Origin of the sequence: Brevundimonas sp. 1080, assembly GCF_040545985.1 — a bacterium.
Lineage (GTDB): Bacteria > Pseudomonadota > Alphaproteobacteria > Caulobacterales > Caulobacteraceae > Brevundimonas.
In genome coordinates this window covers 1,022,676-1,037,650 of sequence record NZ_JBEPMW010000002.1, presented here as the reverse complement: position 1 = coordinate 1,037,650, position 14,975 = coordinate 1,022,676, and the positions used below count along the sequence as shown (strand labels likewise).

Annotated in this window: 18 protein-coding genes; 4 read left to right on the top strand and 14 right to left on the bottom strand. The window is 66.0% G+C overall.

The window, feature by feature from the left end; translation table 11 throughout:
* Nucleotides 1–380: 380 nt before the first annotated feature.
* The 4 genes from ABIC32_RS10435 to ABIC32_RS10420 form a co-directional block, all read right to left on the bottom strand.
* Nucleotides 381–581, bottom strand: a complete 201-nt coding sequence (locus tag ABIC32_RS10435) for a hypothetical protein (RefSeq protein WP_354074108.1) — start codon at nt 579–581, stop codon at nt 381–383.
* A gap of 54 nt (nt 582–635) precedes the next feature.
* Nucleotides 636–926 (bottom strand): DUF167 domain-containing protein, encoded by a 291-nt coding sequence (locus ABIC32_RS10430; protein ID WP_354074107.1) that lies wholly within the window; start codon nt 924–926, stop codon nt 636–638.
* Nucleotides 927–1,002: 76 nt separating this feature from the next.
* Entirely contained in the window at nt 1,003–1,932 is a 930-nt protein-coding gene (locus ABIC32_RS10425) for an electron transfer flavoprotein subunit alpha/FixB family protein (protein WP_354074106.1), read from the bottom strand.
* Between the two features lies 1 nt (nt 1,933).
* Nucleotides 1,934–2,698 (bottom strand): electron transfer flavoprotein subunit beta/FixA family protein, encoded by a 765-nt coding sequence (locus ABIC32_RS10420; protein WP_354074105.1) that lies wholly within the window; start codon nt 2,696–2,698, stop codon nt 1,934–1,936.
* 116 nt (nt 2,699–2,814) lie between these two features.
* Between ABIC32_RS10420 and ABIC32_RS10415 the strand changes: the two genes are divergently transcribed.
* Nucleotides 2,815–3,159: a hypothetical protein gene (locus tag ABIC32_RS10415; RefSeq protein WP_055755047.1), complete on the top strand. Its 345-nt coding sequence runs from the start codon at nt 2,815–2,817 to the stop codon at nt 3,157–3,159.
* A gap of 10 nt (nt 3,160–3,169) precedes the next feature.
* On the opposite strand, the gene ABIC32_RS10410 is transcribed toward ABIC32_RS10415, so the two are convergent.
* Together ABIC32_RS10410 and ABIC32_RS10405 are read right to left on the bottom strand one after the other, a co-directional pair.
* Nucleotides 3,170–3,742 carry a cob(I)yrinic acid a,c-diamide adenosyltransferase gene (locus ABIC32_RS10410; RefSeq protein WP_039246607.1) on the bottom strand — a complete coding sequence of 191 codons (573 nt, stop codon included), beginning with the start codon at nt 3,740–3,742 and terminating at the stop codon, nt 3,170–3,172.
* 2 nt (nt 3,743–3,744) lie between these two features.
* A complete protein-coding gene (locus tag ABIC32_RS10405; protein ID WP_354074104.1) occupies nt 3,745–3,948 on the bottom strand; it encodes a twin transmembrane helix small protein in 204 nt (67 codons plus the stop codon).
* A 159-nt stretch (nt 3,949–4,107) separates the two neighbouring features.
* On the opposite strand from ABIC32_RS10405, the gene ABIC32_RS10400 reads away from it, so the two are divergent.
* On the top strand, nt 4,108–5,262 hold the full coding sequence (locus tag ABIC32_RS10400) for a hypothetical protein (RefSeq protein ID WP_354074103.1): 1,155 nt from the start codon (nt 4,108–4,110) through the stop codon (nt 5,260–5,262).
* 7 nt (nt 5,263–5,269) lie between these two features.
* On the opposite strand, the gene polA is transcribed toward ABIC32_RS10400, so the two are convergent.
* The 5 genes from polA to ABIC32_RS10375 form a co-directional block, all read right to left on the bottom strand.
* Complete coding sequence (gene polA / locus ABIC32_RS10395) at nt 5,270–8,182, bottom strand: DNA polymerase I (RefSeq protein WP_354074102.1); 2,913 nt, start codon at nt 8,180–8,182, stop codon at nt 5,270–5,272.
* 37 nt (nt 8,183–8,219) lie between these two features.
* Nucleotides 8,220–8,837: a DUF6655 family protein gene (locus tag ABIC32_RS10390; protein WP_295187413.1), complete on the bottom strand. Its 618-nt coding sequence runs from the start codon at nt 8,835–8,837 to the stop codon at nt 8,220–8,222.
* Nucleotides 8,837–9,277, bottom strand: coding sequence for a VOC family protein (locus ABIC32_RS10385; protein ID WP_354074101.1), 441 nt, complete (start codon nt 9,275–9,277; stop codon nt 8,837–8,839). The genes ABIC32_RS10390 and ABIC32_RS10385 overlap by 1 nt, the downstream gene beginning before the upstream one ends.
* An 81-nt stretch (nt 9,278–9,358) precedes the next feature.
* Nucleotides 9,359–9,598: a zinc-finger domain-containing protein gene (locus ABIC32_RS10380; RefSeq protein WP_017505425.1), complete on the bottom strand. Its 240-nt coding sequence runs from the start codon at nt 9,596–9,598 to the stop codon at nt 9,359–9,361.
* A 56-nt stretch (nt 9,599–9,654) separates the two neighbouring features.
* Entirely contained in the window at nt 9,655–9,948 is a 294-nt protein-coding gene (locus tag ABIC32_RS10375; RefSeq protein ID WP_265150531.1) for a hypothetical protein, read from the bottom strand.
* A 185-nt stretch (nt 9,949–10,133) separates the two neighbouring features.
* On the opposite strand from ABIC32_RS10375, the gene ABIC32_RS10370 reads away from it, so the two are divergent.
* Entirely contained in the window at nt 10,134–11,108 is a 975-nt protein-coding gene (locus ABIC32_RS10370) for an ABC transporter ATP-binding protein (protein ID WP_354074100.1), read from the top strand.
* Here ABIC32_RS10370 and ABIC32_RS10365 read toward each other — a convergent pair.
* From ABIC32_RS10365 to ABIC32_RS10355, 3 genes are all read right to left on the bottom strand, one after another.
* Nucleotides 11,105–11,986, bottom strand: coding sequence for an alpha/beta fold hydrolase (locus tag ABIC32_RS10365; RefSeq protein ID WP_354074099.1), 882 nt, complete (start codon nt 11,984–11,986; stop codon nt 11,105–11,107). The genes ABIC32_RS10370 and ABIC32_RS10365 overlap by 4 nt on opposite strands.
* A gap of 63 nt (nt 11,987–12,049) precedes the next feature.
* A complete protein-coding gene (locus ABIC32_RS10360; protein WP_354074098.1) occupies nt 12,050–12,559 on the bottom strand; it encodes a D-glycero-alpha-D-manno-heptose-1,7-bisphosphate 7-phosphatase in 510 nt (169 codons plus the stop codon).
* Entirely contained in the window at nt 12,556–13,632 is a 1,077-nt protein-coding gene (locus ABIC32_RS10355) for an AGE family epimerase/isomerase (protein ID WP_316408979.1), read from the bottom strand. The genes ABIC32_RS10360 and ABIC32_RS10355 overlap by 4 nt, the downstream gene beginning before the upstream one ends.
* A gap of 175 nt (nt 13,633–13,807) precedes the next feature.
* Here ABIC32_RS10355 and ABIC32_RS10350 point away from each other — a divergent pair, with 175 nt between their 5' ends.
* Nucleotides 13,808–14,971: a DegT/DnrJ/EryC1/StrS family aminotransferase gene (locus ABIC32_RS10350; protein WP_316408978.1), complete on the top strand. Its 1,164-nt coding sequence runs from the start codon at nt 13,808–13,810 to the stop codon at nt 14,969–14,971.
* Nucleotides 14,972–14,975: the final 4 nt, after the last annotated feature.

The following is a 14,975-nucleotide window of genomic DNA, read 5'->3' as shown; positions in this document are numbered from 1 at the left end:
CCCCGTGTCAACCGCTCTTTTCAGAGATCTTTCGGAGAGAAGAGCGAACCCTTCAGACCGCAAGAAACCACCGGAGGAAAGCGAGGCTTACCTCTAAAAACCCGTCGGCGATTCGATTGGAGCGCGGAACCTAGTGAAACCAACCGATGAAAGCAAGAAGTTTTTCGCTTCTTTCTTCCGTGGGACCCTGGAGATCTTCACCCCCGCGGCCCCGCCGGCCAGCCCGTTTCCGAGCGAGGCGGCTCTATACGGAGAGGCGGATTTGTCAGCAAGCGGATTCTGACCGTCCGGGGGAAGTTTCTCGCAGACTCATGATCGTCGATCAGGAATCGCAGTCCCTGAGCCTATTCGGGGCCGGCAAATAAAGGCGTTTCGCCTTCTCAGGCCCCGCCGAGACGCGACATCAGTTCTGGATCCTGCTCAGAGGCCGCGACCTCAGCATCGAAGGCGCGTTGGGCGTCCGCCTCTTCCAAGAAGGTCGCCGGCTCGGACAGCCGCAGGCTTGAGACCGAATAGACATCGCCCTTTTGCTCGAGCGTAACGCCGCTGCGGGCGTGGAGGATGCGGGCGTCCATCGTCATTGGGCTGGTCTCCTGTTCCGATGCAGAACGCACCAATCGGCCGGATGGCTCTTCTCAATCGCCAGAAAGACCATCGACGAGGCGCGAGCGCAGCTCTTCGTCATCCAGTCCATGCACGACGATCATTTTCGAGCGCGACTGTCCGCCGCGTCCCACGCTGATCGACGACTTCGGCACGCCAAGGCTTTTGGCCAGCAGCCGGATCAGGGCGTCGTTGGCCTCTCCCTCGATCGGACGGGCGCGGACGCGCACCTTGAGCACGGGTCGTCCCTCGGCGTCGGCCGCCCAGCCATCAATGCGATCGGCCGTAGCGCCGGGCTGCAGCCTTATGGGCAAGTTCGCCATGCCGTCCTCTACGGGCAAGAAAAAGGGCGCGGCTCCGATCGGCGCCGCGCCCTCTTCAGATCGATTCGACCTGGGCCTAGCCCAAGGCGGCCATCAATTCCGGCACCACCGTCTTATAGTCGCCGACCAGACCATAGTCCGCGACCTGGAAGATCGGGGCGTCCGCGTCCTTGTTGATGGCGACGATGGTCTTGGAGTCCTTCATCCCGGCCAGGTGCTGAATCGCGCCCGAGATGCCGATGGCGATGTAGAGCGCCGGGGCGACCACCTTGCCGGTCTGACCGACCTGATAGTCGTTGGGCGCATAGCCGGCGTCGACCGCTGCGCGCGAGGCGCCGATGGCGGCGCCCAGCTTGTCGGCGAGCGGCTCCATCACGGCATGGAACTCGTCCGCCGAGCCCAGTGCGCGACCGCCCGAGACGATGATCTTGGCGGCCCCCAGTTCGGGACGGTCCGACTTGACCATCTCCTCGGACACGAAGGCCGTCTTGGGCGCATCGGCGCCGGCGACGCTCTCGACCGCAGCCGAACCGCCCTCAGCTGCGGCGGCGAACGCGGTCGGGCGCACCGTGATCACCTTCTTGGCGTCGGCAGATTGGATCGTCTCCAGCGCATTGCCGGCATAGATGGGGCGCACGAAGGTATCGGCCGACACCACCTCGATGATGTCCGAGATCGGCGCGACATCCAGCTTGGCGGCCAAACGCGGGGCGAAGTTCTTCCCGTCCGTGGTCGCCGGCGTCAGGATGGCGTCGTAGCTCCCGGCCAGCGGCAGGACGGTCGCTTCGACCGCCTCAGCCAGCATCTTGCCCAGACCGGCGCCCTCGGCCAGCAGCACTTTGCGGACGCCCGCGATCTTGGAGGCGCTATCGGCGACGGCCTGCGCCCCCTGCCCCAGGACCAGGACGTCCACATCGGACAACAGGCCCAGCGCGGCTGTCACGGTCTTGTGGGTGGTGTCGCGAACAGTCGAACCGTCGTGATCGGCGATGACGAGGACAGCCATATTACAGCGCTCCCGCAGACTTGAGCTTGGAAACCAGTTCGGCCGCATCGGCCACCTTGACCCCGGCCGACCGTTTGGGCGGCTCGGTGACCTTGAGGACCTTCAGACGGTCGGCGACATCGACGCCGTAGTCGGCGACCACCTTCATGGCGATCTCCTTCTTCTTGGCCTTCATGATGTTCGGCAGGGAGGCGTAGCGCGGCGTGTTCAGCCGCAGGTCCACCGTCACCACCGCAGGCAGTTCGGCAGCGATGGTCTGCAAGCCGCCGTCGACCTCGCGCGTGACCGTGGCCTTGCCGCCGTCGATCACCAGCTTGCCGGCAAAGGTCGCCTGGGGCCAGTCCAGCAGGGCGGCCAGCATCTGGCCCACGGCATTGTTGTCGCCGTCGATCGACTGTTTGCCCATCAGAACCAGGTCGGGCTTTTCGTCCTCGACCACCGCCTTCAGCAGCTTGGCGACCGCCAGCGGCTCCAGGTCCGTATCCGACTGGATCAGCAGCCCCCGATCCGCGCCCATGGCCAGCGCCGTGCGGATGGTTTCCTGCGCCTGGGTGACGCCGATGGAGACCACGACGATTTCCGTCGCGGTGCCGGCGGCATGGTGTTCCTTGCCTTCCTTCAGACGAACCGCCTCTTCGACGGCGATCTCGTCGAAGGGGTTCATGCTCATCTTGACGTTGGCCAGATCGACGCCCGACTGGTCCGCCTTGACGCGGGCCTTGACGTTATAGTCGATCACCCGTTTGACGGGGACGAGTACCTTCATGGGTCTATCCGTGAAATCGCCTGAATGTGTGGGCAGGACATGGAGCGGTCGCGAAGGCCTGTCAACGTAACGTGGGGTCAAGCTGTGGCTTCGATCCCTATCCAACGGACCACGAGATGAAGCGTTTCCTGACCTTTCCCCGCCTGGCGATGATCTTCTTCGGCCTGTTCGGCATCACGGTCGTCGGGATTTTCGCCCTGCAGGACTACTGGGTCGCGCCGGGCAAACGGTGCGAGGCGGCGGGCAAATGGTACGATATGGAAAGCCGCATCTGCGCCCAGCCCATCTCCATCGCCCAGATCACCGGCCGCCCCAATGGCGTGTCGCGCGCCGAGGCGTCGGCCGAGAAGAACCGCGAGCTGGTTCGGATCGAACAGGATCTCGCCGCCCAGAGCCGCGCCCGCGCCGCAGAGGCCGAGCGTCAGAAAGCCGCACTGGCGGCGGCGCGTCCCGCCGCCTGACCGGTTTCGCCTAGCGGGTCGCGCCGGGCTTCCATTTGATGTCGCTGGCGCCGTTGGCGTTGGCGCGTCGCGCGGCGACGAACAGATGGTCGGACAGGCGGTTCAGATATTTGACCGCCTCGACATTCACGGCTTCGCCGTTTTCGATCAGACGCACCGCCTCGCGTTCGGCCCGTCGGCAGACGGTGCGCGCGACATGCAGATGGGCTGACAAGGGCGCGCCGCCCGGCAGGATGAAGCTATCGAGCGCCTTCAGGCTCTCGTTCATCCAGTCGATTTCCTGCTCCAGCCGCGCCACCTGGCTTTCGACGATACGCAGGGCTTCCCAGGCCGGCGGCGGGTCCAGAGGCGTGGCCAGATCAGCGCCCAGGTCGAACAGCTCGTTCTGGATCCGGCCCAGCATGGCGTCGATCCGGTCGTTCTGGCCGCTGTTCAGCCGGGCGACCCCGATCACCGCGTTCAGCTCATCGACCGCGCCATAGGCCTCGACCCGGGCGTCGCTCTTGGACACCGGCGCGCCAGACGCCAGCCGCGTGCGACCGTCATCGCCCGTGCGGGTGTAGATCTTGTTCAGCGTCACCATGATCAGGCTCCCTGCGTCGCCTTCCACATCATGCCGACGACCAGCAGGATGATGGCGACCGCCTGAAGCCCGACGCGCAGCCGCATCAGCTTGTTGGAATGGCTGCGCGCATACTCTCCGCCCCGGAACAGCGAATAGAGGCCGAAGCCCAGCGTGACCGTCACGGCCAGGATCGCGAGGATGATCAGAATGTCGAAAATCTGCATGCCGTCGTTCTAGACCCGGATCGCTGTCACGCGCCAGCGCGGCGCGTCAGAGCCTGGAAGCAGGTTTCAGGCGCCGACTGAGTCAAATTCGGCGACCAAGGATTTTTTTAACGGCGAAGCTAAGCCATTGGTGACAATTGTTGGCGTAGCGTCAGCGCCATGACTGATCGCGCCGTCCGCAACCTGGAGCACCTCAAGAGCTCGGCTTCCACCGCCCGCGTGCTGAATCTGCTGCGCGTGTGGGAGGAGAACGGCGACAGCGCGCCCGACGGCGCCGTGCGCAATCCCGACTGGGCGGCGCGCCCGATCTTCCGTACGGCGGCGCTGAACCGCGCCCTGATCATCAAACATCGTCTGCGGCGCAACGAGACCGATCTGTTCACCGGCCGACGCCAGGTCGCGACCAAGGTGGTCATCCCCATCGACGATGCGGACCTGAAGACCGGCGGCCGATACGTCTTCGTTAATCAGATCGGCTTCGAGCGAATGATGATGGAGGCGTTCGGCGTCGCGCCCAACCATCCGGACATCGAAACCCTGCGCCTGATCGACAAACTGCCGTCGCTGGATCCCTTCCTGCTGCGCGAACAGCTGCGTCGCGGCGGGCTGGACCCCTCGCCCTGCTACTTCTCGATCAGCGACAGCGATCTTCAGCGCATGCTGGCCTTCGTCCGCAGCGAGATCGAGCCGCTGGTGACGCTCAGCCTGGGTGCGGACACATTGGCGGTGAACTCGGATTCGGCCGGTCGAATGGCGTCGAAGATTCTGTCGAACACGCCCGGTGATCAGCTGGACGCTTTGAGACTGACGCTGCGTTTGGCGCCCGAACAGTATCAGGAGGGCGTCTTCTGCTGGAAAGGCTTCCTGTATTACAAATGGACGCTGGCCGCCCTGCTGGGCGAGGTCGCCGGCGTCGCCGAGGCCGTGCGCACCATCAAGCCCGTCGGCAAGGTCGATCGCGCCGCCAAGGAATATCTGGCGCGCAGTCGCGATGTTCTGCGCGGGCGCATCATCAAGACCTGCGACGAGGTCAGCAGAACCCTGCGTGTCTATGACGACGCCTACGCCAAACTGACGCAGGAAGGCCGCCCCATCGCCTTTCGCGACTTCCTGCTGGACGCCCCCTCCATGTTCGCCAAGCTGGGCGATCAGCTGGGCGCTGTCCAGCACATCGTCAGCTACTGGCGCTTCCGTTTCGGCTCCTCCGCCGCTCCGGTGAACGTCGAGGAGCTGATGGACATTTTCATGGACTTCGAAACCGGCCTGCTCGGCCGCGGCGAACTCCCCGACGACATCGGCATGATCGCCGCCTAGCCCGATCCTAGTGCGCCGCGTCCCAGTTGGACGCCGCGCGGGCATCCACCACCAGCGGAACTGTCAGGGCCACGGCCGGGTCTGCAGCGTTCTCCATCACGCGTTTGATGACGGCGATAGCGCGGTCGGCCTCGGCTTCCGGCGCCTCGAACACCAGTTCGTCGTGGACCTGAAGCAGCATGCGCGTGCTGAAGCCCGCTTCGGTCAGGGCGGCGGGCATGCGGATCATGGCGCGGCGGATGATGTCGGCGGCTGCGCCTTGGATCGGGGCGTTGATGGCGGCGCGCTCGCCGAACTGGCGCTCGGCGCCGGACTTGGAGTGAATGGCCGGGATGTGAATCCGGCGGCCGAACACAGTCGAGACGAAGCCGGTCTGGCGCACCTCGGCCTTGGTCTTGTCCATATAGGCGCGGATGCCGGGGAAGCGTTCGAAATAGGTCTTGATATAGGCCCCCGCCTCGCCCTGATCGATGCCGAGTTGGTTGGCCAGACCGAAGGCCGAAATGCCGTAGACGATGCCGAAGTTAATCGCCTTGGCGCGCCGGCGGGTCTCGGACGGCATGCCCTCGACCGGGACGCCGAACATCTCCGAGGCTGTCGCGGCGTGAATATCCAGTCCCGCCTTGAAGGCGCGCTTCAGCTCGGGGATGTCGCCGATATGGGCCAAAAGGCGCAGCTCGATCTGGCTGTAGTCGGCGCTGATCAGGACATTGCCGGGCGCGGCGATGAAGGCCTGACGGATCTCGCGACCCGTCTCGGTGCGGATCGGGATGTTCTGCAGGTTGGGATCGCTGGACGCCAGACGGCCCGTGGTGGCGGCGGCCAGCTGATAGCTGGTGTGCACCCGGTCGGTCTTGGGATCGGCGGCCGCGGTCAGGGCGTCGGTATAGGTGCCCTTCAGCTTGGAGAGCTGGCGCCAGTCCAGGATCGCACGCGGCAGATCGTGGCTGAGCGCCAGTTCCTCCAACACGCTGGCGTCGGTGCCCCACTGGCCCGAGGCGGTCTTCTTGCCGCCCGGCAGGTTCAGTTCGCCGAACAGAATCTCGCCGATCTGGCGCGGCGAGCCGATGTTGAAGGGCCGCCCGGCGATCTCGTGGGCCTGAGCCTCCAGCTCGGCCATGTGCAAACCGAACTCGCTGGATAGCCGCTTCAGCCGGTCGGGATCGATGCGGACGCCGTTCAGCTCCATGTCCGCCAGCACCGTCGGCATGCCGCGCTCCAGCGTCTCATAGACGGTGGACAGGCCCTCCCGCGCCAGACGGGGTTTCAGAATACGCCACAACCGCAGGGTCACGTCCGCATCCTCGGCCGCATATTCCGAGGCGGGCTTTAGCGCGACGTGCTTGAAGGATTTCTGGCTCTTGCCGGTCCCCGCCACGCTCTTGAACGGAATCGGCTCGTGACCCAGGTGCAGGCGCGCCAGCTCGTCCATGCCGTGCCCGTGCAGCCCGCCCTCCAGCACATAGGAAATCAGCATCGTGTCGTCATAGGGCGCGACGCGGATGCCCCGACGCGCCATGACGGCGATGTCGTATTTGGCGTTCTGAAGCACCTTCAGGACCGACGGGTCTTCCAGCAACGTCTTCAGCTTGGCCAGGGTCGTGGGCTTGTCCAGCTGATGGATCGGCTCGGGCGTCTCTCCCGCTTCGCCAAAGAGACCACCCTCGCCGGCCTGCGGCTCATGCTCGTGCGTCAGGGGGATGTAGCAGGCCTCGTTCGGCCCCACCGCCAGCGACACGCCGCACAGGCCCGCATGGGTCGCCGACAGCGTATCGGTCTCGGTGTCGAAGCCGACAACGCCGACCTCGGTCGCGCGCGCGATCCAGCGATCCAGCGCCTCTTCGGTCTGGACGCATTCGTAGGCCGAGTGATCGAAGGTCTGAACCTCGGCCGGGCCTTCGACGACCTGGCCGTAGCGAGGAGTCGCGACCGGCGCGCTCAGGTTCGGCGCACGCTTGGGCGCAAAGGCCGAGACGTCGCTGGGCCCGGCCTTGCCGTCGCCGACGCGGCGCTGCAGCGAGCGGAACTCCATCGTCTCCAAGAAGGCCGACAGGATCGCGGGATCGGGATCGCGCACGGCGAAATCCTCGATCGCCTCGGGCGCCGGCGCATCACAGGTCAGGCGCACCAGTTCGCGCGACAGACGGATCTGGTCGGCGAAGTCGATGAGAGTCTGGCGGCGCTTGGGCTGTTTGATCTCGCCGGCGTTGGCCAGAAGGGTGTCCAGATCGCCGTATTCGTCCAGCAGCTGCGCCGCCGTCTTCGGTCCGATGCCTGGCGCGCCGGGGACGTTGTCCACGCTGTCGCCGATCAGGGCCTGCAGATCGACCATCTTCTCGGGGCCGACCCCAAACTTTTCGAAGACCTCAGGCTCGGCCAGACGCCGGTCCTTCATTGGATCCCACATCACGACGCCGCCGCCGATCAGTTGCATCAAATCCTTGTCGGACGAGACGATCACCGCCTCCCCGCCCGCATCGCGCGCCTTGCAGGCGTAGGTCGCGATCAGGTCGTCGGCCTCGTAGCCGGGCAGTTCGACGCAATGGACGCCGAACGCCGCCGTCGCTTCGCGCACCAGCGGAAACTGCGGGACCAGATCCTCGGGCGGCGGCGGACGATGGGCCTTGTACTGATCGTACAGGGTGTTTCGGAACGTCTTCTCCGAATGGTCGAAGATGGCCACCAGATGGGTGGGGCCATCGGCGCCCTTCATGTCCTTCAGCAGCTTCCACAACATGTTGCAGTAGCCCTGGACCGCGCCGACCGGCAGGCCGTCGGACTTGCGCGTCAGAGGCGGCAGCGCATGATAGGCGCGAAAGATGTAGGCCGAGGCGTCGATCATCCACAGACGCAGCGCAGGGCCGTCCTGCGTCATCTGGCGTTCAGTTTCTGGATTTTCGGGCGCAGTCGTCTCGGTCATGGCGGGAACATAGGGCTCCGACGCCCCCGCGTCAGCGTCAGAATTCGGTCCAGCTCGATCCGGGATCGCGTTGACCTGGCTGGGCCTGCTGTTGGCCCCAGGACACGACCATGAAGGCCTTGTGGCTGCGGATGCGATAGGTGCCGATCATCGGCATGACGGCGCCCAGCGGCGCACCGGTCTTGGCTTCGTAGAGGAAGCCGGAAAACTCGGCGACCCCGACCCGGTCGCGGTGGCTGTAGACCGACAGTTCCGGCAGGGAGACGACGTTGAAGGTCTCGTTGATCGGGATCCGCATCTCGGGAATGCCGAAGACGCGCCGCATCTGCTCCAGCGAAAGGGCGCCGGCGCGGATCTCGAACACGGCGTTCGCCTCGTCCTTGTTGCGGGCCAGGCTGAAACCGGCGTCCGAGATCGCGCCGCGTATCGCGCTGACGGCATAGCGGGTGCCCTCGCCCTGGAAATAGGCGTCGTCGATGAAGACCGAAGCGCCCGTCGGCAGCGGCAGGACCAGCCCCTCCACCGCCCGGTCCGAGGCGCGCGCCAAGAGCAGCTGCTCCGTCGCCGTACGTCCGGTGTTGCTCTCGGTGGTCGAGGCGCAGGCCGACAGCACGACCGCCGCAACCGTCAGCAGAGCCGCCGTCCGCGCCGCCATCACCAGGCGCCGACGTTCGGCATTGAGGCCCAGGGCTCGGCCGGCGCCAGCGGCGCGCCTTCCTGAAGCAGCTCGATGGAGATGCCGTCGGGCGAGCGGACGAAGGCCATGTTGCCGTCGCGCGGCGGACGGTTGATCGTCACCCCGCCGTCCATCAGCTTCTGGCAGGCGGCGTAGATGTCATCGACCTTATAGGCCAGGTGACCGAAGTTGCGGCCGCCCTGATACTCTTCTGGATCCCTGTTGAAGGTCAGCTCGACCTCGGGGCAGCGTTCCGCCGCTGACTGTTCCAGATTCTTGGGCGCGGCGAGGAAGACTAGGGTGAACCGACCCGCCTCGTTCTCGACGCGGCGCACCTCCCGCAGACCCAGAAGGTCGCAATAGAAGTGCAGCGAGGCGTCGATGTCCTTTACCCGGACCATGGTGTGCAGATAGCGCAAGGCTCGTCTCCGTCCCAACAGCGTGTCAGCCGTCTATAGACCCAACCGCCGCAACACCGCGACTGAACTGAGGTTACGGTCTCAGTGGGCCTCGGGCGCGCGAGCGGCGGGGCTCAGATATTCGTTCTCGTCGTGGGCCTGGGCCGACAGGACGAAACGCCGGTCGCAATAGCCGCACTCGATGAAGTCGTCCTCGCCCATGTCCATATAAACCAGCGGATGACCCAAGGCTCCGCCGCCGCCGTCGCAGGCCACGCGTTTGGTCGAGACGACGATCTCTTCGGGCGGCGGGATGATGGCGTCGGAATGGCGGGGAGGCATGGTCCGGTCCGGGTCTGAAAGGCTTGCGGGCTTCCTAGGCGGACCGGCCCCGAAGGTCAAACCTCGCTGGGTGCCGCCGGGCGACGGCCCAGAAGACGGTTCAGCATCGCCTTGCGCTTCTTGAACAAGGTCAGGCCCAGACAGGCCGCGCCGACCCACAGACCGATCTCGCCGATCAGCAGCAGGGCGGCGCCGGCGATGGCGGCATGCGTCATCTCGATCTGATCGGTTTTGCCCGCCAGCAGCGCCAGTCCTCCACCGATGTAGCCTATGGCGCAGACCGCCATGGCGACGAAGCCGATCAGGCGGGTGCGGGTCAGAGGCGGCTTGGCTTTTTGAACGGCGGTCACGGCGATCTCCATCAAGTGCGGTTGTCTTTATGACAAGGACGCTAGACACGTCAGTCGTGCAAGTCAAGCACCATTGACACATGGATAAGCCTGCTTGTCTGATGCTTTCGGCAAGACAGGTTGGCGATTGCGATCCCTCGTCCTACCTATGCCGCTCGCCGTCCCGCCTGAGTGAATAGTCGACCATGTCAGTGACCCCCGCCCTGCCCGACAACGCCATTGAGGTGCGGGGACTGAAAAAGACCTATGCCGGGTCCAAGAAGGCCGCCCCCAAGACGGCCTTGCGCGGCGTCGATCTCGTCATTCCGCGTGGTTCCGTCTTCGGCCTGCTGGGCCCCAACGGGGCGGGCAAGTCGACCCTAATCAACATCCTGGCCGGGGTGGTGAAGAAGTCCGAGGGCTCGGTGACGATCTGGGGCCGCGACATCGACAAGGAGCCGCGCGACGCCGCCGCCGCCCTGGGCGTCGTGCCGCAGGAGATCGTCGCCGACGTCTTCTTCACCCCGCGCGAGTCGCTGGAGGTGCAGGCGGGCTTCTACGGCGTGCCCAAGGACGAGCGCCGGTCTGACGAACTGCTGGCCGCGCTGGGCCTGTCGGATAAGGCCAACGCCTATGTCCGCGCCCTGTCCGGCGGCATGAAGCGCCGCCTGATGGTGGCCAAGGCCCTGGTCCACAATCCGCCCATCCTGATCCTGGACGAACCGACGGCCGGCGTGGACGTCGAACTGCGTCGCCAGCTGTGGGCCTACGTCCGCCGCATCAACGAAGAGGGGGTGACCATCGTCCTGACCACCCACTATCTCGAAGAGGCCCAGGAGCTTTGCGACACCATCGCCATCGTCAATCGGGGCGAGGTGGTGGCCTGCGAGCCGACGCCGCAGCTTCTACGCCGTCTGGACAGCCGCAATGTCGTCGTAACCCCGGAAACGCCCCAGGCGACGCCGCCGGTGCTGGCCGGCTTCGAGGTGACGCCCCGTCCGGGCGGCGCCTTCGCGGTCGCCTATAAAAAGGGGCAGTCGTCGGTCGAACAGGTCATCAACGCCGTGCGCGCCGCCGGCGTCACCATCGCCGACATCACCACCGAAGATCCAGACTTGGAGGACGTCTTCCTGGCCCTGACCTACGGCGACACGTCACGCGTCGATCCGACCCGGGACTAATCGACCTCGGCCAGAAATTCGAAGATCGCGGCCTTGGCCTCGGCCTCGTCCAGCATGGGCGCGTGGCCGATACCGGGAACCTCGACATAGGCCATGGTCGGGGCCGCCTTCTTCATCCGCGCGGCGATGTCGGCGCTCAGCAGATCCGAGGCAGCGCCCCGCACCAGCAGCGTCGGCTTCTTATTCGCCAACCGCCGGAACATGGGCCACAGGTTCGGGACCAGCGCCTTGGCCCCCGCCGCGCGGATCGGCACGGCGATGTCCGGATCATAGTCCAGCGCGATCTCTCCATCGGGCTGCTGGCGGAAAATGCGCCGGGCGAAGGCGTCCCAGTCCGCATCCGTATAGTGCGGGAAGGCCACCGCATTGATCCGCTTCGCATAGGCTGCCGCATCGGCCCAGGAGCCGATCTCGACCGGCTGACCGCTGTAGGCGGCGATGCGCGCCAGACCTTCCGGCGCCACCTCCGGCCCGATGTCGTTCAGGATCGCCGCGACCACCGCCTTGGGACGCATCGCCGTCAGCGCCATGGTGATCAGCCCGCCCATGGAGGTGCCGATGAAGACCGCTCTATCGATCCCGGCCTGTTCCATCAGGGCCAGCATGTCGCGCGCGTAGACGTCGGGCATATAGGTCATGGGGTCGGGCGCACGATCCGACAGCCCGCGTCCACGCACATCCACCGCCAGCACCCGACGCCCGCTCTGGGCTAGCAGCGGTGCGATGGCTTCGAAATCGGCGCTGTTGCGGGTCAGACCATGGATGGCGATCACCGGCGGGCGCGCGACGCCGGGACCGGGCGCATAATCCCGCGCAAAGAGCGTGAGCCCATCCGACGAGGTCCAGCGGCGTTCAACGAATGGATAGGGCGCGCTCATTGGCGATTTCCTCCGATTTTGGATCAGAGTAATTCACCAGGCGAGGAAATGCGACGCCCGGTCTTAGAGACCGACCACATCGCGCACGAAAGCGTCCAGGTCCCCGCCTTCGAAGAGGTAGCCCGCCACCCCGGCCTGCTCTCCGGCCTGCAGATCCCGCTTCTGATCGCCGATGATGAAGGACTGCGTCGGATCCAGATCGTGCTCGGCGATGGCGCGCAGCAACATGCCCGGATTGGGCTTGCGATCGGGATGATCGGGATGGCGATAACGCGCCTCGATCGCCTCGGGATGGAAGGGCGCGGAATAGACGGCGTCGATAATCGCCCCCTCTTCGGCCAGTCGCGCGACCAGCAGAGCGTTGAAGGCGTTCATCGTCTCTTCGCTGAACAGGCCCCGCGCCACGCCCGACTGGTTCGTCACGATCACGGTGCGATAACCGGCCTGGTTCATCCGCCGCACCGCCGCCGCTGCGCCGGGGATCAGCATCAGATGCTCCGGACGATGCGGATAACCGCTGTCCTCGATCAGCACCCCGTCCCGATCCAGAAAGGCGGCGGGCCGGCCGGTCATGCGTTGCTCCGAAGCAGTTCAGAAAAGGCGGTCATCAGATGATAGAGGCTGGACGCGGGCGCCGCCGCATCGTGTGACCGGCCTTGGGCGTCGTAGCTGTCCACCCATAGGCCCGGCACGGCGGTGGCCAGATGCGTGTCGAACACGGCGGCGATCAGTGCCGAAACGCCTGCGTCGCCAAAACTCAACCCTGTGCGGATGGCCTCGGTTTGGGCCCACAGACGGCGTCCGTCATCCAGCACCTCTCCCGCCGGGCCGATCTCGCGGATGGCGAATCCGTCGCGATAACCCTGCGCCGCCGCACGACGGTGCAGCGCCGTGGCGAGATCTGAGTCGTCCCCGGCCTGCTTCAGCAGCCAGGCCCATTCTTCGAGGTGGCCCGGCTCGATCACATGACCCGCTGCAGGATCGGGCGACCAGTCCTCGGTGAAATATTCGCGGATCGCGCCGTCGATCAGGAAGCGCTGTTTGCACAGGTCCAGCGACATCCGCGCCGCCGCCTCGAACGCGGGATCGGGCGCGATCGCCTGCCAGGCCAGCATGGCCTCCAGCATATGCATGTGGGGATTTTGACGCCGCGGCAGGCGTGGCGGCAGGGCCTCCTCCCATCCGCCATGCGAAGACGCCATCAACCGATCGATCGCAGCCAGCGTCTCAAGCGCCAGAGGCCGCGACCGCGCATCGTCCAGGACACGGTGCGCCGCCGCGAGCGCGAACAGGACGAAGGCCAGGTCGTAGAGATCGGGCGTCTCGTCGACCACCAAGCCGTCGTCATCGGTCGCCGAGACCCAAAGGCCGTCGTCAAGTCGGCGACTGAATATCAGTTGATCCAGCCCGGCCTTGGCCACCGCACGGCCCTGCCCCCATCCCAAGGCGGCCGCTTCGCAGAACACATAGACCTGGCGCGCCTGAACCCGCGTCCGACGACGAAGTCCGATCACCGGCCGGCCATCGAAATCCAGCTGCTCGAAGAACCGCCCCTGCGCATCCACGCCCCGCTCGGCCCACAGCGGCAGGGCATGGTCGAACAGCCAGTTCGAGACCCTGGTCCGGGCGGCGGAAAGTGTCGTCATGGCGCTGGCTTAGGACGCAAGCCGACGGGCGCCAAGGCCTGTGTGCGGTAGCAAAGGGCAACGCGATGTGACGCCGCGCGATTTGGCCCGCGCGCCCGATCTTGCTAGGACGACCCGACATTCGCGGCCCGCCTGTCCGGCCGCCGCCCCCGATCCCCCGTGGAGAGCGTCCCCCATGATCCCCTTCATCGACCTTCAGGCCCAGCGCCAACGCCTCGGCGGCAAGATCGAGGCCGCCGTTCAGGAGGCCGTCGTCGGCGGCGCCTGGGTCATGGGTCCGCAGGTCCGCCAGTTCGAGGCCGACCTCGCCGCCTTCGGTCAGGCCAAACACGCCTTGGGCTGCGGCAACGGCACCGACGCCCTGATCCTGCCGTTGATCGCCTGGGGCGTTCGCACCGGCGACGCCGTCTTCTGCCCCAGCTTCACCTTCACGGCCACGGCCGAGGTCGTGCCGTGGCTGGGCGCCTCGCCCGTGTTCGTGGACGTCGACGCCCACACCTACAATATGGACCCGGCCAAGCTTGAGGCGGCCATCGAAGCGGTCAAGGCCGAGGGCCGCCTGACGCCCAAGGTCGTCATCGCCGTCGATCTGTTCGGTCAGCCCGCCGAATATCCCGCCATCCGCGCCATCTGCGACCGCCATGGGCTGAAGCTGATCTCGGATTCGGCGCAGGGCTTCGGCTGCACCCTGAACGGCGACCACCCGCTGAAGTGGGCCGACGTCACCACGACCAGCTTCTTCCCGGCCAAGCCCCTGGGCTGCTACGGCGACGGCGGTGCGGTGCTGACCGACGACGACGATCTGGCGCAGGAAATGGATTCCCTTCGCGTGCACGGCAAGGTCGTCGCCAAGGACCTGGAGGCCGGCGCCGCCGCCTTCGCCCACGACCCCAAATATCTGGCCATGCGCATCGGCATGAACAGCCGGCTGGACACCATCCAGGCCGCCATCCTGATCGAGAAGCTGAAGGTCTTCGGTCAGGAGATCGAATGGCGCAACCGGATCGCCGCCCGCTACAACGAACGCCTCGCGCCCCACGTCTCGGCCGTGCCCCATGTCATCGACGGCGGCGTCTCGATCTGGGCGCAGTACACGATCGAGCATGAGGATCGCGACGGCCTGGCCGCGCACCTGAAGGATCAGGGCGTGCCCACCGCCGTCTATTATCCTGTGCCCATGCATATGCAGCCGGCCTATCGGCGCTTCCCGCAAGGGTCCGGCGGCCTGCCCGTCACCGAACGGCTGAAAGACCGAGTCCTCAGCCTGCCGATGCACGCCGATCTGGACGAGGCGACACAGGACAAGGTCGTCGCCGCCGTCGCCAGCTACAAGGGCTAAGCCG